This window comes from Maribacter sp. R86514, assembly GCF_044597005.1.
In the GTDB taxonomy this organism is placed as follows: domain Bacteria; phylum Bacteroidota; class Bacteroidia; order Flavobacteriales; family Flavobacteriaceae; genus Maribacter.
The window spans coordinates 350,941-372,314 of the sequence record NZ_CP138999.1 but is presented as its reverse complement, the minus strand read 5'-3'; the positions used below and the strand labels follow the sequence as shown (position 1 = coordinate 372,314).

The window sequence follows — 21,374 nt, the reverse complement described above, 5'->3', positions numbered from 1 at the left end:
TTACTTTACTATCATATATATAAGGAGCCCTCTGTAGGGCTCCTTTTTCGTACAATTCAATCTCAATTGTAAGAATACAAATACACTGATTGGTAGGTATACGCAGTATGAACGATATTTTCGCGTTTAAACTAAAAATTTACCCAGAAAATGCAGTTCCTTTTACTTTCGCTTCAGACACACTATATAATACAAGAAGAATGAAGTTAGGATCTACCAAGAAAAAGGTAATTGTGCGGGAGTACGAATTAGAAACCGGAAAAATTCAAGTTTATGATAATTATATGGTATCCATCTTTGACGAGGGAGCTACACTAACTTTAGAAAGAGCGTATCAGATTATCGGTATATCTGAAATTCATTTTAGAGACAGAAACTTTGGTTTTATAAGTTTACGTAAAAATTCTTTTGCCATAGACCCTACTATATATAACTACCTTAAGCAATTAGACAACCTTAAAGCTTTTGCAATCGTATCAGTAAAAGAGATAGATATGCATAACTTTAAGATTGAAAAACTGTTTTATAAAAAACCAATGAAGTTTTTCATTGAATTTGACAATGCATTAAAATGGGTTAAAAGAAGAGTTAATTCTTAATAAGAATCAATTTTATTGATTTTCTTCCTCCACTACAGGTTGTTCAGGTATTTTAAATAAATCCAAATATGCACCAGCAATATTATCTATAAGATGAGAAGCTGTTAAAGATTGAAAACCTGTAGATTCTACAGCAATATCACCGGCTCTACCATGCAAGTAGACTCCAAATATTGCAGCATCTAAAGCAGGATAACCCTGAGCTCTTAGACCTGTAATCACACCTGTTAAGACATCGCCACTTCCTGCAGTAGCCATACCGGGGTTTCCGGTTGTATTTACATAACCTTTGTAATTCTGAACCACAATGGTATGTGCACCTTTAATAACTATTATACACTTATATTTTTTTGAAAACTTTTTGACCTTGGTTAATTTTTCAAAGTCGTCTTTCCATTTTCCAATTAATCGTTCTAGCTCTTTTGGATGCGGAGTTAATATAGCATCTTCAGGTAAATCTTTTAATAACTCTTTATTCTGAGAAAGAATATTTAGCGCATCCGCATCTATTACTAATGATGCCTTATTACCTTTTAAAAAATTAGATAAGGCTTTCACTGTAGGTTCACTTGTCCCAATACCAACACCTACTCCTATAACTGACGGCTCTAAATCAAACTTAATATCCGTGAGTTCATTTTCATCCGTATCCGTTAAAACCATTATTTCAGGCAATGAGGTTTGTAAAATGTTATATCCTATTTTTGGAACATATGACGTTACAAGACCGCTACCTGAATACAATGCCGCTTTAGATGAAAGACATACGGAACCCATTTTACCATAACTACCACCAATTAGTAATGAATGTCCGTAAGTACCTTTATGACCATATTTTTCTCTAGATTTATATAAAGTTAGCACTTCATTTTTACCTATTAATTCATAATCGGTTTCCGTAACTCTTAGATATTCTGGGTCCAAACCTATATCCAAAACCTCCCATTGTTCAATATACCTACCTGTTTCCGGTAAAAAGAACACCAATTTTGGAGTTTGAAAACTTAATACATAATTTGACTTTATTATAGATTCAAAATCTTCGGGACCTTTATCTGTAAATAATCCTGACGGAATATCAATAGATAGAATAAAAGCTTGAGAATTATTTAAATACTGAATTACTTTTGTCACCCAAGCGTCTGGTGTTCTATTTAATCCAATTCCAAAAATTCCGTCTACAATAATATCCTCCCTGCCAATTTCTGGTAGCTCATCATCACAATTCATAAAATGAGGCCATACCTTACGATCTTTCAATCTATCTAAATTTATCAGAAAATCTTTTGATCGCTTTTCACTGTAATTTATAACGTATACTTCTACATTATAACCATGGTCTACTAGATGCCTGGCAAGGGCAATACCATCACCCCCATTATTACCAATTCCACAGAATAAATGTATTTTAACGGGAGCTCCTTGCATACGTAAATGCATCCAATTGAAGAGTTGTAAAGCAGCACGTTCCATTAACTCATTACTTTCTATTTCCTCTTTTTTAATAGAAATCTGATCTGCTTTATAAATCTGTTTTGCGCTATATAATTTCATTCTTTATTGTATTTATATCTAAAAAATAACTATTCCGTAAAAAATTGTGGAATGATTTGTTTAAGTTATCAAATGTACTACTTTTGATTTTCAACCATTAGTATTTATGGACTGCTATAAAACAGACATAACATTCGATTTCACTTCAGCTACTATTACTTATGGTACAACTACGGCTTGTTTCACCCTTAGGGGTTAAATACTATATATCTCCGTACCCGTGTTTAATTACACCATATCTTAAATTACAAAGTCAATATTTCATATCATGAAAGTTCTAAAATTTGGTGGTTCATCTGTAGCCAAACCTGAAAATATAATTAAAATTAAAAATATCATCTCTAAGTACAACGACCCTATAATTCTGGTTGTTTCTGCATTAGGTGGTGTAACGGATCTTTTACTAGAGGCTGGATCCTTAGCTTCTGTCCAAGATGAATCCTATAAAAAGATTCTAAGCACATTAGAAGAAAGACATCTTTCTACCATTAAAGAGCTTATGCCGGTTACAGCACAAAGCAAGGTACTTAGCAAAGTAAAAAGCGAGTTCAATGTATTGGAAACTCTTTTAGAAGGCGCCTTTTTTATCGGAGAAATAACTCCGAAATTATCTGACAAAATAGTTAGCTACGGCGAACTTCTATCTTCATATATTATTAGCGAATATCTAATAAGTGAAAAACTGGATACTGAGTTTAAAGATAGTAGAGAGCTTATAATCACGCATAAGCTTAACGGTAAAAATGTGGTCAATTTTGCAAAAACCAATGCTAACTGCGTAGATTATTTTAAAGTTTCAAATAAAAAAATAACTGTTTGCCCTGGATTTATAGCTACTTCTGAAGAAGGAATTTCTACTACACTAGGCAGAGGTGGATCTGACTATACTGCTGCAATTTATGCTGCCGCCATTGATGCGGATGTTCTAGAAATTTGGACAGATGTAAGCGGAATGTACACTGCCAATCCAAAAATGGTGAAACAAGCCAAAGCTATACCACATATTTCTTATGAGGAAGCAATGGAACTTTCTCATTTTGGCGCTAAAGTACTTTACCCACCTACAATACAGCCCGTATTATCTAAAGGCATATCCATTGTTATTAAGAACACCTTTAGTCCTGATGAAGCAGGAACATTAATTACAAAATCTAAAAACGAAAAAGGAAAGACCGTTCGTGGAATAAGCCATATTGGCAATATTGCCTTGTTATCTTTAGAAGGACCAGGAATGGTAGGAATACCAGGGATTTCTAAACGTTTTTTTGAAGTACTTTCACAAGCGGATATTAGTGTCGTATTAATTACACAGGCTTCTTCTGAACATTCCATTTGTGTAGCCATATCTGCGGACGATGTTGAAAATGCAGTACACATAGTAAATGAAGCCTTTGAATATGAAATTGAAAGAGGTCGCATAAAAGAAGTAATTCCTGAAAAAGATTTAGCCATTGTTGCGCTAGTTGGTGATAACATGAAAAGCCATCAAGGATTGAGCGGTAAAATGTTCAGCACTCTTGGTAAAAACAATGTAAATATTAGAGTCATTGCGCAGGGTGCATCTGAAAGAAACATTTCGTGTATAATAGATGAAAAGGATGTAAAAAAAGCACTAAATGCATTGCACGAAGAGTTTTTTGAAGAAAACATTAAGCAATTAAACCTATTTGTAATGGGTGTTGGTAATGTTGGAGCTAAATTTTTAGAGCAAATTAAAGAGCAACGTAAATTCTTGAAAGAGAATTTAAAATTGAATATTCGAGTAATTGGTATGTCTAATTCTAGAACTATGCTTTTTGATGAAAAAGGAATAGACTTAAATGATTGGTCAGCCAAACTTGCCGAAGGTGAAAAAGCCGATAAGGTCAAGTTTTTAGAATTAGTAAATAGTTTAAATTATAGAAATAGCATCTTCGTTGATAACACAGCAAGTGAAGAGGTTTCCAAAACATATAGCGAATATTTAGGTAATAGCATATCAGTAGTTACTTGTAATAAAATTGCATGTTCTTCTGCCTACGAGAACTATTCAAATCTTAAATCATTGGCAAGAACTTATAACGCGCCATTCTTATTCGAAACTAATGTTGGCGCCGGTTTACCAATTATTGATACGTTAAAACATCTGATTGCATCAGGAGATAAAATATTGAAAATTCAGGCTGTATTATCTGGTAGCTTGAACTTTGTTTTCAATAACTTCAATGACAAAACTACCTTTCATGATGTGGTAAAACAAGCTCAGGAAGAGGGGTATACGGAACCTGATCCAAAAATTGATTTAAGTGGAGTTGACGTAATGCGTAAAATATTAATTTTAGCTCGTGAGAGTGGAAATCAATTAGAAATCAGCGACATTACCAACAATCCATTCTTACCTGAAGAAAGTTTAAACACAGCTAATAATAATGAGTTCTTTGCTTCTTTAATACAAAACGAAGCTCATTTTCAATCTCTATTTACCAGCGCAAAAAATGCAGATAGCAAATTGAAATATGTTGCTCAATTTGATAATGGCAAGGCTAGTGTTGGTTTACAGGAAATACCTAGGGGACACGATTTTTACAACCTAGAGGGTAGCGATAATATTGTTTTATTCTATACTGAAAGATACCCAGACCAGCCAATGATCATTAAAGGTGCTGGTGCTGGTGCAGCTGTAACGGCTTCAGGTATATTTGCGGATATCATACGTATTGGTAATTTCTAAATTTCATAAATAATATATTCATTATGAACCAGAATGAAATTAAAGTTTTTTGCCCAGCAACGGTTGCAAATGTTTCGTGCGGATTTGATGTTCTAGGTGTTGCCCTAGACTCGGTCGGTGATGACATGGTCGTTAGAAAAGTATCTAAAAAAGGTATTTTCATTACTAAACTTACCGGGCAAGATCTACCAAAAGAAACTTTAAACAACGTAGCTGGTGTAGCCGGAAACGCTTTTTTATTGGCGTCTGATTATGATGGGGGATTTGAAATTGAAATAGATAAAAAAATAAAACCAGGCAGTGGTATTGGTAGTAGTGCCGCTAGTTCTGCAGGTGCCGTATGGGCAATGAACCATTTATTGGGAAATCCATTTAGTAAGACCGAACTGGTGAAATTTGCCATGGAAGGTGAACGTTTGGCCAGTGATGTTGCTCATGCAGATAATGTAGCCCCTGCCCTATTCGGTGGTTTTACACTTGTACGTAGCTATAGTCCGTTAGACGTGATTGACATTCCCGCACCATCAGAATTATATGTAACCATAATTCATCCGCAAATAGAAATAAAAACTTCAGATTCTAGAAAGATTTTAAAAACTACTATTTCTATGGAAACCGGAATTAAACAATGGGGTAATGTAGGTGGCTTGGTTGCAGGGTTGTTCAAAGAAGATTACGACTTAATTGGTCGTTCTTTAGAAGACTATATTGTAGAACCCATCCGTTCTATCTTAATTCCCGGTTTTGATGAAGTTAAAAAAGTTTCTTTAGAAGCCGGTGCTTTAGGCTCTGGCATCTCAGGATCTGGACCATCAATTTTTGCGTTTAGCAAAGGAAACGAAACAGCTATAAAAGTTGGTGATGCAATGAAAACCGTTTACGATAAAATCGGTATTGCTTACGAAATACACGTATCAAAAATTAATATGGAAGGTGTTAAACTATTATAAGTTGGACATCACTACAATCATAACATTTAAAAATATTCAGCTTGAAATTCTATAGTTTAAATAATTCAGCGCCTCAGGTTTCTTTTGATACCGCCGTAATTAATGGTATTGCTCCTGATAAAGGTTTGTACTTTCCTGAAAAAATCAACCCACTACCAAATTCTTTTTTCGAGAACATAGAGAACTTCTCTAACGAAGAAATTGCATTTAAGGCAATACAACAATTTGTAGAAGGTATAGTGCCTGACGATGTGTTAAAAGACATTTTAAAAGAGGTATTGGACTTTGATTTTCCGGTAGTTGAAATCACACAGAATATTGCCACACTAGAACTATTCCACGGTCCTACGATGGCTTTTAAAGATGTTGGTGCTCGTTTTATGGCGCAATGTTTAGGTTATTTTTCCAGGTCTACAAAAAATGAGGTTACCGTACTTGTAGCTACTTCTGGTGACACTGGTGGCGCAGTAGCTAATGGCTTTTTAGGAGTAGCAGGTGTGAACGTAATTATACTCTACCCTAGCGGAAAAGTGAGCGATATTCAGGAAAGACAACTAACTACTTTGGGTAAAAATATTACTGCTTTAGAAGTAGATGGTACTTTTGATGACTGCCAAGCTATGGTTAAAAATGCTTTTTTAGATAAAGAACTTCTGGACAATATGAAGTTGACTTCTGCAAATTCCATTAATGTTGCCCGTTGGTTGCCACAATTATTCTATTTCCTTTTTGCTTACAAGCAAGCGAAATCAAAAGGTAAAGAAATAGTGTTTTCTGTTCCTTCAGGTAACTTTGGTAATATTTGCGCAGGATTAGTAGCTCAACGTCTAGGAATGCCTGTAAAACATTTTGTAGCCTCTACGAATGTTAACGATACCGTACCTCAGTTTATGCTTACAAAAGAGTACACTCCTAAACCATCAACAGCTACAATTTCCAATGCTATGGATGTAGGCGACCCTAGTAATTTCATAAGAATCAGGCATTTGTTTCAAGATAATTTTGAAGCATTAAAAGAGAACCTTTCCTCCTATCCTTTTAATGACAATCAAACAAAAGAAGCCTTAAAGGAAATTTATAATATCAACGGATACATTGCCGATCCTCATGGTGCTGTAGGTTACTTGGGTCTAAAGAAATATCAAGAAACGCACCCTGAAACTTATGGTATTTTCCTAGAAACTGCACACCCAGTTAAATTTTTGGATATTGTTGAGGAAACCTTAAATGAGAAATTGGAAATCCCAACACAAATTGAAAAAGTAATGGGTAAAACGAAAAAATCAATTAAGATTTCAACCTATGAAGGACTCAAAGATTTTCTATTAAAATCGTAGACCCTAATTAAAGGTTACAATATTTTCCCAAATCAAGGTTTAGCCACATTTGCTTCTATTTATTTTCGATAAATTTGTATCGCTAATAAATAGAATAAGATGAAAAATACTGCGCTTACCACAACACACGAATCACTTGGTGCCAAAATGGTACCATTTGCCGGTTACAACATGCCCGTTTCATACGAAGGTGTAAATGCCGAACATGAAACAGTTCGTAATGCTGTTGGGGTTTTTGATGTATCGCATATGGGCGAGTTTTTAATTTCTGGACCAAATGCATTAGGCTTGATTCAGAAAGTTTCTTCTAACGATGCATCTAAATTGACCATTGGTAGAGCTCAGTATAGCTGCCTACCTAATGAAACTGGTGGTATAGTAGATGACCTTATCATTTATAAAATTAAAGAAGAACAATATTTGCTAGTGGTGAACGCTTCAAATATTGAAAAAGACTGGAATCATATTTCATCTTACAATACAGATTTAAAAGCAGATATGCGAGATATCTCTGAAGGATATTCGCTTTTAGCCATTCAAGGTCCTAAGGCTGTTGAGGCGATGCAATCTTTGACTTCTGTTAATTTAGCCGATATAAAATTTTATCATTTTGAAGTTGCCGATTTTGCAGGAATAGACAATGTGATTATTTCTGCAACTGGATATACTGGATCTGGTGGATTTGAAATTTACTGTAAAAATGAAGAGGTTAAACAAATATGGGACAAGGTTTTTGAAGCCGGAGCGGATTTTGGAATTAAACCAATAGGACTAGCAGCTAGAGACACACTTCGTCTAGAAATGGGATACTGCCTTTACGGGAATGATATTGATGATAATACATCTCCTTTCGAAGCCGGATTAGGATGGGTAACCAAATTCACCAAAGAGTTTGTAAACTCTGAGGCTTTGGCAAAAGAAAAGCAACACGGTCCAGAACGCAAATTAGTAGCTTTTGAATTAGATGAACGTGGCATACCAAGACATGGTTATGATATAGTTGATGGTAGCGGAAAAACTATTGGTGTTGTAACATCTGGTACGATGTCGCCTTCTATGGGAACCGGAATCGGACTAGGGTATGTTCCACCGATATTTACGGAAGTAGGTAGTAAAATCAATATTCAAATAAGAAAGAAAGCTGTATCTGCAACTATAGTTAAATTACCATTTTACAAAAAGTAAATGATAGATTTTCAACGCATTCTTACCGCTATAAATGAAGCTGCATCCAATGAGAAGGAAAGGGGAGAAATTGCTGATTACATTCCAGAGTTAGCAAAAGTAGATGTAAATAATTTTGGTATACACCTCATAGACAATCTGCAGAACGACTTTTCTGCAGGAAATTCAAACGAACTATTTTCAATTCAAAGTATTTCTAAAGTTCTTACATTATCTATGGCATTAAGCCTTATTGGTGAAGACGTTTGGAAACGTGTTGATGTTGAACCGTCTGGTGATCCATTTAACCATCTATCGCTATTAGAATTAGAAAACGGAATTCCAAGAAATCCCTTAATAAACCCTGGCGCTATAGTCATTGCAGATATCTTGGTTTCACAATTGAAGAATCCGAAAGAAGATTTTCTAAACTACGTTAGGAATATTGCAGGTGATAACACAATAGATTATGATGAAACCGTAGCACTTTCCGAAAAGAAAACAGGATTTCGAAATTTTGCAGCTGCCAACTTATTAAAATCTTATGGCAATTTAAATAATGAAGTAGATGTTGTACTAGACTTCTATTTTCATCAATGTTCACTTGCCATGAATTGCGCACAGCTAACACATATATTCTACGTTTTCATGAATCATGGTAAATGTAGAAGAAACAAAACATATTTAACATTATCTCAAGTAAAACGAATTAATGCCATAATGCTAACATGCGGATTCTATGATGAAGCAGGTGAATTTGCTTTTGAAGTTGGTTTACCTGGCAAGAGTGGTGTTGGTGGCGGTATTGTAGCATTACTACCAAATAAATTCTGTGTAGCTACATGGTCTCCCGGTCTCAATCCTAAAGGAAATTCTAAATTAGGAATGCTAGCCCTAGAAAAATTAACCACAGAAACTGAACTTTCTATTTTTTGAAATTAGACTCTAAAAAAATACTGATTCTTGGCGGAAGCGGATTCATAGGTAATGCAATTTACAAAGAGCTTTGTAATTATTTTGACACCTATGGCACCTATTGTCATGCCGCAAATTCTTTTTCATCTAACAAACAATTTATACATTATAATTTAGAGGAAGATGATATTGTTGAAATATTAGAAGAACTGAAACCACAGGTTATAGTTTCCGCATTAAGAGGTAATTTTGCAGCCCTAGTTATTGCACATAGCCATATCGCAGAATACGTTTTAAAAGAAGACTGTAAAATTTACTTTATATCCTCTGCCAATGTTTTTGATGCCTATAGTAAATATCCATCCTATGAAATGGACAAGACTTTATCTGAAAGTGTGTATGGCAGACTGAAAATTAAGATTGAAAACATGCTGCTTAGGTTACCAAAAGATAAAATGGCTATTTTAAGAGTTCCTATGGTTTTTGGTAACAGCTCTCCAAGAGTAAAGGATATGAAAAAAGCGATTATAGCTAACGAACCTGTGGAGGTCTTTCCTAATTTGATATTAAATGTCTCTAATGATGACAAGCTAACCCAGCAAATTCATTATCTTATAAATAGAAACAAAACAGGTATTTATCATTTAGGAAGTAATGACTTAACACATCACGAAGATTTTATTAAAGAAATATTAGAACGTGTTGGCAATTTTAACCCAATAATCAAAAGGGTATATACTACCAATGAAGATAGATATTTGGCAGTTTTACCAAAGACCAATACATTACCTAAAAATTTACAGTTTACTTTTCAAGATATTATTGACCATCATGTTTTAAATTAGCAGCAATTATGAAAGAAATGGAAAAATTTACTGACCAGCAAATAGCAGATTATTTGGGTCAATTGGACGGATGGGAATATGTGGATGGTGCCATAGAAACCACATTTGAATTTAAAAATTTCAAAGAAGCCTTTTCTGTAATGACAAGAATTGCATTTGAGTGCGAAGCTCAAGATCACCACCCAGATTGGAGCAATGTGTACAACACCCTGAATATTCGTTTAAACACTCATGATGCCAATGGTGTTACCGAAAAAGATTTTGTTCTAGCTAGAACTATAGAAGATATAATAGAAAGTGAATTTTAATAACCAATACTAATAGTTAAAAATGGTAATCATGAAATTTATTCAATGATTTCTGAACATTGACCGTTTTTGTACATTTGTTTAAAATAATTTACCATGGGAAGAGCTTTTGAGTTTAGAAAAGCACGTAAAATGAAAAGATGGTCAGCAATGTCCAAAGCCTTTACTCGTATTGGCAAAGATATTGTAATGGCAGTAAAAGAAGGAGGACCAGATCCTGATTCAAATTCGCGATTAAGAGCGGTCATACAAAATGCCAAGTCGGTCAACATGCCGAAAGACAATGTGGAGCGCGCTATAAAAAGAGCGAGTGATAAAAGTCTTGGTGATTATAAAGAAGTTCTTTTTGAAGGATATGCTCCTCATGGTATAGCTGTTCTAGTAGAAACCGCTACAGACAACAATACTAGAACCGTTGCTAACGTTAGAAGTTACTTCAATAAATGCAACGGTAATTTAGGCACTTCGGGTTCTGTTGAATTCATGTTTGACCACACCTGTAACTTCAGAATTCCAGCTGAAGGTTTGGACCCTGAAGAAATAGAATTAGAATTAATTGACTTTGGCGCTGAAGAAGTTTTCGTAGACGATGACGGAATATTAATATACGGACCCTTTGAAAGTTTTGGTGCACTTCAAAAAGAATTGGAGAACCGTGAAATTGAAATTTTATCATCAGGCTTTGAACGTATACCACAAGTGACAAAGGCACTTAACGAAGAAGAAACTGCCGATGTAGAAAAGCTTCTAGAAAAACTAGAAGAAGATGATGATGTACAGAACGTATATCACTCTATGCAGGAATAAGCTTTATCAAGTTATATAATAAAAAAGGAGACCTAGTTGGTCTCCCTTTTTTGTTTTAGACTAGGCTAGTTTATGAATTCTATTGTCGCTGAATCAACATTTGTTGTTAAACTTCAAAAGTTTTTTATTTACCAGACACATAACACTTTACTCTTTTCAATGCTTCCCCGCTACCCCATCAAAAAAAGCATGATATTTTTTAAAGTCGGCTTCTTTATCTTCTGTTGGGATAATAGGTTCAGATAATTTTATTTCCTTTTTGCCATAGTCAAACGCAACTAGTACAATAGGTACATTAGCAGTTTTAGCTATATAGTAGAATCCTGTTTTCCATTTTTCTACTTTTTTGCGTGTACCTTCTGGGGACAATGCTAACCTGAATTTTTTTCGTTCACCGAATATGGCCGCGGTAGCTTTTACAGTATCATTGGTTTTGGTACGATCTATAGGTGCTCCACCTGTCCATCGAAAAAACCAGCCAAAAGGAGGCTTGAACAAACTTTTCTTACCAACGTAATTTATTTCTTCTTGCCAAACTGCACGAATCAATAATCCTAATAGAAAATCCCAATAACTGGTATGCGGTACCACAATAGCAACAAACTTATCTAAGTGAGAAGGGAACTTTCCATTCAGTTTCCATCCTAGAATTTTGTAATATATAAATTTTGCTATTTGCTGCATAAGACTAAGTTGTAGGGTATAATATTAATTAGCCTACTGATTAAATAAATGATATAAACTATATTTTTTGATAAATAGCTTTAAGCTTTTCAGGAGTAATGATTGATTTCCATTCTTCCCCTAACGCATTTTCCCATAAAGGTTCCATACCCATAGCAACAGAAATCATAGTATCCATTTCTGCGGTTGTCAATTTTGAGCATATCTGTTTTGGTAATACTATTTGATGCTTTTCAAGCATTTTGTTGAACACCTCTACTCCTTCCGGATAAAATTCTTCCAAATATTGAAAAACAAGACAATTACCTATTCCGTGCTTTACACCTAAAACGTAACCCAAACCATAACTCATAGCATGTGCTACGCCAACTTGTGAATATGCAATACTCATACCACCATGCCAAGATGCCATCATCAGCTTCTCTCTACTTTCCGATTCTTCTATATCTTCTAAAAATACTTCTTTACAAAGTTCTAATGATTTCTCTCCATAACTTTGACTAAAAGCATTTAGAAATGTTCCGTTCAAAGATTCTACACAATGTATATAACAATCCATACCTGTATAAAACCATTGTTCCTTTAATACACCCTTAGTTAACTCTGGATCTAACAAAACCTGATCAAAAGTGGTATAATCCGAATTTATACCCAGTTTCTTTTCTGGACCCATTAACACTGTAGTTCTTGAGACTTCTGCACCGGTTCCACTTATTGTGGGTATACCTACATGGTAAATTGATTGCTTATTCACTAAATCCCACCCTTGATATTCTGATGCGCTACCTTTATTGGTTAGCATAATAGCCACTGCTTTTGCTAAATCCAATAAAGTACCACCACCTATACCTATAATACCCGATGGCAATTCGGTGAATTTTTCCTGTATCATTTTAACAAGAGCATCCACTTGTTCAGTTTTGGGCTCTTCTTCTGCAGAAATCAATATAATCTGATCACAAAAAATGCTTGGTATCCTACTTATAAGTTCAGTATTCTCAAAAACATCATCTACCAAATAAATCATTGGTGCTTCTGAATGCTTTCTTTTTGGCATTAAAATATCGCCTAGGGTATTAAAACTTCCTTTTCCATAAACTACTCTTGGCACCATTGGAAAATTTCTAAACTCCTCCGATGCTTTTGTTGGTATTTTCTTCAATGTCAATTGTTTATTCACGTCCATCTCCATTACACATATTCCAAAATATCCGTTAATGTAGAAATTGTCATGTATCCCTTATTCTCTATCGGTCCTTTTACCTCTTCGTGTTCCCATGTAGTATGAAAGGGTACATGTATGGCGCGTGCACCTAATTCTACTAATGGTAAAACGTCTGATTTCAGAGAATTACCTATCATTAAAAACTCACTTGGCGCTATTTGTAAATGCTCTAATAGATCACTGTAATTTTTTTCCTTTTTATCGCTCAATACTTCTACATGATGAAAATATTCCGATAATCCTGATCGTTCTAGTTTTCGTTCTTGATCTAAAAGATCTCCTTTTGTCAAGACAATTAATCGGTATTTATCATTTAAGCTTTTTAAAACATCTTCTACTCCATCCAATAATTCTACGGGCTGGGTAATCATATCTTTTCCCAAATCTAATAGTGCACTTATGGTTTTGGATGAAACTTGATTATTAGAAAGTTCTAAAGCACATTCTACCATAGAAAGCACAAAACCCTTTATGCCGTATCCGTATAAATCTAAATTCTTTATTTCAGTTCTAAAAAGTTCTTGATCTATCTTATTCTTGGTTTCATACTTCTCCAATAAATTAGCGAACTTATCTTCTGTATCTCTAAAGTAAGTCTCATTTACCCAAAGGGTATCATCAGCATCAAAACCGATTACATTAATTCTGTCAAAATTTATTTCCATGCTGCTTGAGCTTTCTTTAAGTCTTCAGGAGTATCAATTTCTATGCCCTGAACATTCGTTTCTACCATTTTAATTTTTTTACCGTATTCCAAATAACGAATGGCTTCGATTTTCTCCGTTGCTTCCAATTGCAACATAGGTAACCTTTGAAAATCCATTAAAGCACTTTTTCTAAAAGCATATATACCTTTGTGCTTATAATATATGGTGTGGTCACTTTTTGCTCTTGGATAAGGTATAGGTGACCTTGAAAAATACAGTGCAAAATCTCTATTATCCACTATTACCTTTACCGTATTCGGATTATTGATTTCTTCCTCATCTGTAATTTTCACCATTAGAGAAGCTAAATCAATTTCTTTATGAATATCATCTTCAAAAACCTTCATCACCCCTTCTAAGCTTTCCCTATCTGTAAACGGTTCATCTCCTTGAACATTTACGATAATATCAACATCCATCTGCATAACGGCCTCTGCAATACGATCACTACCACAATCATGCTCTTTTTTACTCATGATCGCCAAACCACCTGCTTTAACGATAGTATCATAGATTACCTCACTATCTGTAACCACGTATACTTCATCAAACAATTTGGTATGTACTGCAGCTTGATATGTTCTTAAAATGACCGGTTTACCAGCTAAATCTTGCATTAGCTTCGCAGGAAATCTTGATGCCGCATAACGGGCAGGTATCATTGCTATTTTCTTCAACTACTTTTATTTTATGTTTTTGCCTTTGGTCTTAAGCTTCTGTATATCCTAAAAATGACAACCAAAATGATTATGACCAAAACCGCTGCTAAGATAGGTGCAAATATCGAGGCGACCGATACTAAAGCTGCAGTACCTGTTTCTACCGTAGTAATTAGCGGATTCGCCAAACCACCTGTGGTGGCTGTAGATGCCAATCTTCCTGTTGCCCCTGCCCCTTTAATTGCCGTAGCTGTACCGCCACCAGCTATAATAGCCAATGACCACGTTATTACTGGATCTAAATCTGCAACTGTTGAAACCATAACCGCTGTACCTGCAATTGCCGCCAAGGGTACTGCAATACTATCTAACAAATTATCGAACCAAGGGATGAAATAGGCGAATATCTCTAATAATGTAGCTACACCTAAAGTTAGCACAGCTACCAAACTTCCTATCCATTGCCAATTATCATTTAATTCCCATACTCCAAAATAGGAAGCTAAACTCAAAGCAAATAAGGGTAGAAATACCCTAAAACCCACAGATGCAGCTAAACCTATCCCTAAAAAAATACTTAAAACCGTATCTGTTGTCATATCCTATATACTATTTGCGAAATTTTTTGTTGTATCAATAATTACTAAAATAACCTTTTCTTAATCAAGAAAAAAATCGTCTTTAAAACCAATAAGATACAACTTGCTCTTTGCTCTGGTTACCGCGGTATACAACCAACGCAAGTATTCTTTATCTATCCCATTAGGCAAATATGGCTGTTCTACAAAAACGGTATTCCATTGTCCCCCTTGAGATTTATGACAGGTTATGGCGTACGAGAACTTTACTTGCAACCCATTGAAGTACTTGTTATTCTTAACCCCTAAAAACTTCTTGTACTTTGAACTTTCATGTGCGAAGTCTTTCATGACTTCTTGATACAACCTATTACCATCTTCATAAGACAACGACGGAGATTCTGCCGTTATGGTATCTAACAATAATACGGTTTCAAAAGGTGGCATATTAGGGTAATCTACCATCTTCACTCTAACCTCTGCAAATTTGAACGTAAAAATCTCCTTGATATCAAATATTTCTAGAATCTCTATAATATCTCCGTTTGCAATAAAACCAGCTTCTGTGCTTGGCTTCAACCAATAATAGTTATTCTTAACCACCATCATAAAATCGCCTACGGCAATATCATTCTCTAAAAATAATATGCGTTCTCGAATATTCTGATTGTAAAGATTTGCACGTTTATTTGAGCGTACAATAAATGCCGTTTCCTCTTTTCCGTTTTCTGAGTATGAACTGTCAATGGCTTCTTGAATTTCATTACCATCTATTAAGCGTACTATATCAGTGAACGGATCTACATCAAATTTAAAATCTTCAAAGAATTCACTTTGTAATTGTTCTCTTAATAAGGTAGCATTTGCTAAAATTCCTGAATCGCCTGCTTGCCTAACTACTTCATTCAATTCTAAACGAACCACTTCTTTATTATAATTAAGTGAAAGTTTATCGCCATCCAAAGCTGGACTCAACACTAAATGTACCGGAGGTAATTGCGCGGTGTCTCCTATTAGTAACAACTTACATTTGTGACCAGAGTACACGAACATCATTAGGTCATCTAATAACGAACCGTTTTCAAATAATTTAGAATCTGCAGCTGTATCCGGTATCATAGATGCTTCATCAACTATAAATAAAGTATCCCTATGTTTATTAGGTGCCAAAACAAACTGTACTCCACCTCCACTTTGTTTCTTCGGAAAATATATTTTTCTATGGATGGTAAATGCCTGTGTTTTTGAATAATTTGACATCACTTTTGCCGCTCTCCCGGTAGGTGCCATGAGCACAGCTTTCTTCTGAACCTTCCATAAACTGTTTACTAAAGTGCCTATTAAAGTAGTTTTACCGGTACCTGCGTAACCTTTTAACAAAAAAACTTCATCCTTGACCGTTGAAAGTGTAAACTCAGCCAATTTTTGCAAAGCCACTGATTGTGTGGCAGTTGGTGTGTGAGGAAATTTGGATTCTAGTATACTATAGAATGATGCGGGTGTCGTTGGTTTCATGTGCCTTCAAAGATAAAGATGATTTTTAGCCTAAAAACTTTTACGATTAAAAAAAAATTGTAGATTTGTGAAGACCACTAAATAAAAATAACACATACGAAATGAAGACCATAATACAAATTGTACTTTGGATTGGATGTATCGCTTTAGGATACTTTATTTACAACTCCATTACTGGACCAATCAAATTTAAAGAAGTAAAAATAGAGCGTTATTCGCAGGTTATCGCCAAATTGAAAGACATCAAAAACTCTCAAGAGGCTTACAAAACTGTGAATGGCAAATACGCAAATGACTTCAATAGTCTTATTCGTTTTATCGACACTGGTAAATATGTAATTACCCAGCAGAGAGATTCTTCTTTCATGGAGTTTGACAAAGCATACGGTATTGATATGTTGAAAGAAATGAAAATCATTGATACATTAGGAACTGTTTCTGTAAAAGATTCACTTTTCAAAACCGATACTAGATACAAAAACTTAATGGATGTACCTACAGCTGCAAATGGTGAAAAGTTTACAATGAAAGCTGGATTTGTAGAAAAAAGTGGATATAAAGCTCCTGTTTTTGAGGCAAAAGTTGATAAAGAAGTTGTTCTTTACGATCAGCCAAAAGATTTATTATCTCGTGAAAAAGCAGCCTTAAGTGTAGAAGAAGTAAATGGATCAACTATTTATGTAGGTTCTTTAGATGAAGTTAGCACAAGCGGTAACTGGCCTTCCATATATGACAAAAAAGTTAAAAAATAGTAGCTTAAATATAGCGGATAAAAATTTTAAAAAATTGTCCATTCAGGTTAGCTTGAATGGACTTTCTTTTTGTGTAGCAGATACTGTTTCGCAAAAATTGTTGATTTCTGACAGAATCGATTTTTCTGATGAAAAAAACCCGATGACCGCTAAAGATGAATTGGAAAAGCTTTTTCAGAAGCATGATATAGAAAACATGCAGTTTGATGAAGTAGTTGCTGTTCATAGAAATACACTTTTTGGTCTGGTGCCAAAATCATTATTCAACCCTAATCATTTAAATGAATACCTTAAATTCAATACCAAGGTATTAGCAAATGATGTTTTAGCTTATGACGAGGTAGAAAATCATGATTTGGTAAATGTGTATGTGCCCTATGTGAACATTAACAATTACATCTACGATCTTTTTGGCGAGTTCGATTTTATGCATAATGGCACAGTGTTATTACAATCTTTGCTAAATAACCAAACACAGAATCAAGAAATTACATGTTTTGTACATGTGAACAAAGAGCAACTAGATATTACCGTTTTAAACCAACGTAAACTTCTTCTGTACAACAGCTTTAAATACCAAACAAAAGAAGACTTTGTCTATTACTTATTATTCGTAATCGAGCAATTAGAATTAGACCCAAAGACCGTAGTTGTAAAACTATTTGGAGATGTTGAAGAAGATGATGAAACTTATCAACTTTGCTATACATATATTCAGCATATCAGCATTTTTGAACCATCAGCAGCTCAACTATTAAAACTTGGAGAACCTTCAACAGGCTCAATAGATTTCACCCTCATTAATACTATATAATGCGCATCATATCAGGAAAACATAAAGGTCGTCATTTAATGGCCCCTAAAAAACTACCTGTTAGACCTACAAAAGATATGGCTAAAGAAAGCTTGTTCAATATTTTGAACAATAGCTACTATTTTCCAGACCTTAAAGTTCTTGACCTTTTTGCAGGCACCGGTAATATTAGCTACGAATTCTCTTCTAGAGGTGTTGAAGATGTACTTGCCATTGATGCACACTCTGGCTGTATTCAATTTATTGACAAAACAGTTGAATTGCTAGACATGAATATTCGTACTTTAAAAAGTGATGTGTTTAGTTTTCTTCAAAGAAATATGGAGAAATTCGATATCATATTCGCTGACCCCTTCTACGATATGGAATTAGCCGATTTTGAAAAATTGCCCAAACTAGTTTTTGAAAATGATCTTCTCTTGGAAGACGGCGTATTAATTATTGAACATTCTAACCGTACCAGTTTAGCAGAATTTCCACACTATAAAAATTCTAGAAAATACGGTGGAAGCGTTTTTAGCTTTTTTGAGAAGTAATTTTTTAAAAGACCAGCCTTAGTTTTTAAATGTAAAGAATCTTAACTACACTCAAGGTTGTTACCATTAGGTAAATTTCGCACTTACCATTTCAATAAAAAAAGCAGGCCATAAGCCGGATTCTGTATTCTGAAAAAATCAGAATTCCTTATCATTTATCTAGGCAAAGGGTTACCCCAGAGCTCTAACCGCCTACCCTTCGGCTTGAGCGTGCAGCCCTCAAACACCGATTTACATGACGTTTCACCGTATAGAGTTTACCTGGTTTCACTACAGCCGAACTGTACTTGCTTTCTGTTGCACTTGTCCTCACATCTCTGCGGACGGGCGTTACCCGCTATACTGCACTATGGTGTCCAGACTTTCCTCTCCCAATTACTTGGCAGCGATAAGGTGGCCTGCTGAGCGCAAATGTACTGTAATTGTTGATAACTAAGGATGATCTCTTTTCTTTATTCTCGTTAGAATTAATGGCTATAATTATATTTGTATAAGTTTAATTAGAGATAGAATTTTGGAACCATTTATTGTATCGGCTAGAAAGTATAGACCCCAGACATTTAAAGATGTTGTGGGCCAACAGTCTATAACCAATACACTACAGAATGCAATAGACCAAAATCACCTAGCACAAGCTTTATTATTCTGTGGACCCAGAGGTGTTGGTAAAACTACTTGCGCACGTATTTTGGCAAAACAGATAAATTCTGATGGTACCGAAAAGGAAAATGAAGATTTTGCCTTTAATATTTTTGAACTGGATGCCGCCTCAAATAACTCCGTAGACGATATTCGTAATCTTATCGACCAAGTACGTATACCACCACAGGTAGGTAAATACAAAGTATATATCATTGATGAGGTGCATATGTTGTCTCAGTCTGCTTTCAACGCTTTTCTAAAAACTTTAGAAGAGCCACCAAAGCATGCTATTTTTATTTTGGCAACAACAGAAAAGCACAAAATCATACCTACTATTCTTTCTAGATGTCAAATTTTCGACTTTAAAAGAATTACCGTTAAAGATGCTGCCGAGTATTTAAAATACATTGCTCAAAACCAAGGTGTAAATGCTGAAGATGATGCACTACATATCATTGCCCAAAAGGCAGATGGCGCTATGCGTGATGCCTTATCTATTTTTGATAGAGTAGTCAGTTTTTCCGGCTCAGAGCTTACACGTAAAGCAGTAACTGAAAATTTAAATGTCTTAGATTACGATACTTATTTTGAAGCTACAGATTTAATCTTAGAGCATAATATACCTGGCTTACTTATATTATTCAACAAGACATTATCTCTTGGTTTTGATGGACACCATTTCATATCTGGACTAGCATCTCATTTTAGGGATTTAATGGTATGCCAGCATCCTGATACTATTAACTTGTTAGAAGTTGGCGAAGCAGCGCAACAATTATATAGAGATCAAAGTAAAAGGACTGCTCCCTCCTTTTTATTACAAGGTTTAGAGATTTCAAATGACTGTGATTTGAAGTACAAAACAAGTAAAAATCAACGCTTACTTGTTGAGCTTACACTTATGAAACTTGCCTCTATCAATTTTGATGGAGAAAAAAAAATCCTGAATCCGTAGCTCTTAACAATAAGACTATTGATTTCATTGCCCCTTCCGCATTTTACAACCAAGCGCCAAAAGCGCCTAAAAAAGAATCTGAGGTTAAGCCTGTAAGCGGTAATCAACCGGCAGTTACCCAAACTAATGTTCCTAAAGAAACAAATGTTGTAAACAAGACTTCCGCAACTACGGTAGAAGGTAAAAAACCTGTAGAAGCTGTTGAGACACAAGTAGCACCGATAAAAACTAAAGAACCTCAACAAAATACTGAAAAATCAACGTCAGCGGAAACCAGTACTGACGTTAAAAAACCAATTATTAATCGTCCTACCAAAAGGGTTTCTGGACTTTCAATTTCTAGCTTAAACGCTAAGAAACAACACGAACTGAACAAGATTGAGGTTGTTATTGACGAAAATAACTTACCTAAAGAACCATTCACTGAAGAAGAACTTCGTAAACATTGGGCAGATTTTATTGAAATCATAGATAAGAAGGGTCAAAAAATCCTTGCTTCTAACTTGCATTCAGATATTCCTAAACTAAAAGAGGGCTTCGCTATTCATTTAGAGCTTCCAAACAGTACAATGAAAAAGGAAATAGAACGTGAACAGTTCGAATTGATGGAGTATTTACGGGCTAAACTGAATAACCATTTCGTTCATTTAGTTATTAAAGTCAATGAAACTACAGCTACTAAATTTGCTTTTACACCCGAAGAGAAATACGAGAAACTAAGAGAGAAAAATCCGGTGATTGATTTATTGAGACAGGAATTCGATTTGTTCTTATAGCTTTCTCTTAATTCTAAAAGCAAATACTAAAAGAACTATTGAAATAATCAGAAGTCCAAAAGCCTCTCGCCCTAATTCTACAGTAACGATATCTCCATCATTTAAATCGAATCCTTGAAAATCTGAAGGATAAAGGTAAACGAAGCCAACAAAAGCAAATATTCCTAATATCAACGGTACTATATAGCCTATTTTATTTAATGCGAACAACAAAGACATTAAAGCCGCAACGCCATAGATGATAATCCAATGTAACGAGTCTGGATCATTGTATTGTAAAACAGCGCCAACAGAAAATAAAATGGCAAAAACGTAGCCTAAGATCTTAAATAATAGATTCAT

Annotated in this window: 20 protein-coding genes, 1 other RNA gene and 1 pseudogene; 13 read left to right on the top strand and 9 right to left on the bottom strand. The window is 34.8% G+C overall.

Annotated elements, in window-relative coordinates; genetic code table 11:
• The first annotated feature begins 200 nt into the window (after positions 1–200).
• On the top strand, positions 201–599 hold the full coding sequence (locus tag SJY30_RS01595) for a hypothetical protein (protein WP_036155664.1): 399 nt from the start codon (positions 201–203) through the stop codon (positions 597–599).
• A 12-nt stretch (positions 600–611) separates the two neighbouring features.
• Here the strand turns inward: SJY30_RS01595 and SJY30_RS01590 are convergent, their stop codons facing one another.
• Entirely contained in the window at positions 612–2,153 is a 1,542-nt protein-coding gene (locus SJY30_RS01590) for an NAD(P)H-hydrate dehydratase (RefSeq protein ID WP_396633873.1), read from the bottom strand.
• A 268-nt stretch (positions 2,154–2,421) separates the two neighbouring features.
• On the opposite strand from SJY30_RS01590, the gene thrA reads away from it, so the two are divergent.
• The 8 genes from thrA to SJY30_RS01550 all read left to right on the top strand — a co-directional run bounded on the left by thrA (position 2,422) and on the right by SJY30_RS01550 (position 11,189).
• Positions 2,422–4,863 (top strand): bifunctional aspartate kinase/homoserine dehydrogenase I, encoded by a 2,442-nt coding sequence (gene thrA / locus SJY30_RS01585; protein WP_396633872.1) that lies wholly within the window; start codon positions 2,422–2,424, stop codon positions 4,861–4,863.
• Between the two features lie 23 nt (positions 4,864–4,886).
• A complete protein-coding gene (locus tag SJY30_RS01580; RefSeq protein ID WP_396633871.1) occupies positions 4,887–5,813 on the top strand; it encodes a homoserine kinase in 927 nt (308 codons plus the stop codon).
• A gap of 41 nt (positions 5,814–5,854) precedes the next feature.
• Complete coding sequence (gene thrC, locus SJY30_RS01575; RefSeq protein ID WP_396633870.1) at positions 5,855–7,150, top strand: threonine synthase; 1,296 nt, start codon at positions 5,855–5,857, stop codon at positions 7,148–7,150.
• Positions 7,151–7,249: 99 nt separating this feature from the next.
• Positions 7,250–8,335 (top strand): glycine cleavage system aminomethyltransferase GcvT, encoded by a 1,086-nt coding sequence (gene gcvT, locus SJY30_RS01570; RefSeq protein WP_396633869.1) that lies wholly within the window; start codon positions 7,250–7,252, stop codon positions 8,333–8,335.
• On the top strand, positions 8,336–9,250 hold the full coding sequence (locus SJY30_RS01565; protein ID WP_396633868.1) for a glutaminase: 915 nt from the start codon (positions 8,336–8,338) through the stop codon (positions 9,248–9,250). It abuts the gene before it with no gap.
• Entirely contained in the window at positions 9,247–10,074 is an 828-nt protein-coding gene (locus tag SJY30_RS01560) for a sugar nucleotide-binding protein (RefSeq protein ID WP_396633867.1), read from the top strand. The genes SJY30_RS01565 and SJY30_RS01560 overlap by 4 nt, the downstream gene beginning before the upstream one ends.
• A gap of 17 nt (positions 10,075–10,091) precedes the next feature.
• Positions 10,092–10,382: a 4a-hydroxytetrahydrobiopterin dehydratase gene (locus SJY30_RS01555; RefSeq protein WP_036158489.1), complete on the top strand. Its 291-nt coding sequence runs from the start codon at positions 10,092–10,094 to the stop codon at positions 10,380–10,382.
• A 96-nt stretch (positions 10,383–10,478) separates the two neighbouring features.
• A complete protein-coding gene (locus tag SJY30_RS01550) occupies positions 10,479–11,189 on the top strand; it encodes a YebC/PmpR family DNA-binding transcriptional regulator (protein WP_396633866.1) in 711 nt (236 codons plus the stop codon).
• 156 nt (positions 11,190–11,345) lie between these two features.
• Here SJY30_RS01550 and SJY30_RS01545 read toward each other — a convergent pair whose 3' ends face one another.
• The 6 genes from SJY30_RS01545 to SJY30_RS01520 are packed head-to-tail and all read right to left on the bottom strand — an operon-like array spanning position 11,346 to position 16,557.
• Positions 11,346–11,873 (bottom strand): 1-acyl-sn-glycerol-3-phosphate acyltransferase, encoded by a 528-nt coding sequence (locus SJY30_RS01545; RefSeq protein ID WP_396633865.1) that lies wholly within the window; start codon positions 11,871–11,873, stop codon positions 11,346–11,348.
• 58 nt (positions 11,874–11,931) lie between these two features.
• A complete protein-coding gene (locus SJY30_RS01540; protein ID WP_396633864.1) occupies positions 11,932–13,059 on the bottom strand; it encodes an iron-containing alcohol dehydrogenase family protein in 1,128 nt (375 codons plus the stop codon).
• Positions 13,060–13,064: 5 nt separating this feature from the next.
• Positions 13,065–13,763 carry an HAD family hydrolase gene (locus SJY30_RS01535; protein ID WP_396633863.1) on the bottom strand — a complete coding sequence of 233 codons (699 nt, stop codon included), beginning with the start codon at positions 13,761–13,763 and terminating at the stop codon, positions 13,065–13,067.
• Entirely contained in the window at positions 13,754–14,467 is a 714-nt protein-coding gene (gene kdsB / locus SJY30_RS01530; RefSeq protein ID WP_396635295.1) for a 3-deoxy-manno-octulosonate cytidylyltransferase, read from the bottom strand. Before kdsB ends, SJY30_RS01535 begins: the two co-directional genes overlap by 10 nt.
• A gap of 26 nt (positions 14,468–14,493) precedes the next feature.
• Positions 14,494–15,063, bottom strand: coding sequence for a DUF4126 domain-containing protein (locus SJY30_RS01525; protein ID WP_396633862.1), 570 nt, complete (start codon positions 15,061–15,063; stop codon positions 14,494–14,496).
• A gap of 60 nt (positions 15,064–15,123) precedes the next feature.
• Positions 15,124–16,557, bottom strand: coding sequence for an ATP-dependent RecD-like DNA helicase (locus SJY30_RS01520; RefSeq protein ID WP_396633861.1), 1,434 nt, complete (start codon positions 16,555–16,557; stop codon positions 15,124–15,126).
• A gap of 101 nt (positions 16,558–16,658) precedes the next feature.
• Here SJY30_RS01520 and SJY30_RS01515 point away from each other — a divergent pair, with 101 nt between their 5' ends.
• The 3 genes from SJY30_RS01515 to SJY30_RS01505 are packed head-to-tail and all read left to right on the top strand — an operon-like array spanning position 16,659 to position 18,659.
• Entirely contained in the window at positions 16,659–17,309 is a 651-nt protein-coding gene (locus tag SJY30_RS01515) for a hypothetical protein (protein WP_396633860.1), read from the top strand.
• Entirely contained in the window at positions 17,287–18,123 is an 837-nt protein-coding gene (locus SJY30_RS01510; RefSeq protein WP_396633859.1) for a DUF3822 family protein, read from the top strand. Before SJY30_RS01515 ends, SJY30_RS01510 begins: the two co-directional genes overlap by 23 nt.
• Positions 18,123–18,659 carry an RsmD family RNA methyltransferase gene (locus SJY30_RS01505; protein ID WP_396633858.1) on the top strand — a complete coding sequence of 179 codons (537 nt, stop codon included), beginning with the start codon at positions 18,123–18,125 and terminating at the stop codon, positions 18,657–18,659. The genes SJY30_RS01510 and SJY30_RS01505 overlap by 1 nt, the downstream gene beginning before the upstream one ends.
• Positions 18,660–18,755: 96 nt before the next feature.
• Here SJY30_RS01505 and rnpB read toward each other — a convergent pair.
• Positions 18,756–19,064, bottom strand: an RNA gene (gene rnpB / locus SJY30_RS01500) — RNase P RNA component class A.
• A gap of 109 nt (positions 19,065–19,173) precedes the next feature.
• Between rnpB and SJY30_RS01495 the strand changes: the two are divergent.
• A pseudogene (locus SJY30_RS01495) lies at positions 19,174–21,032 on the top strand (DNA polymerase III subunit gamma/tau).
• Here SJY30_RS01495 and SJY30_RS01490 read toward each other — a convergent pair.
• On the bottom strand, positions 21,027–21,374 hold the full coding sequence (locus SJY30_RS01490; protein WP_396633857.1) for a transmembrane 220 family protein: 348 nt from the start codon (positions 21,372–21,374) through the stop codon (positions 21,027–21,029). The pseudogene SJY30_RS01495 and the gene SJY30_RS01490 sit on opposite strands and share 6 nt — an antisense overlap.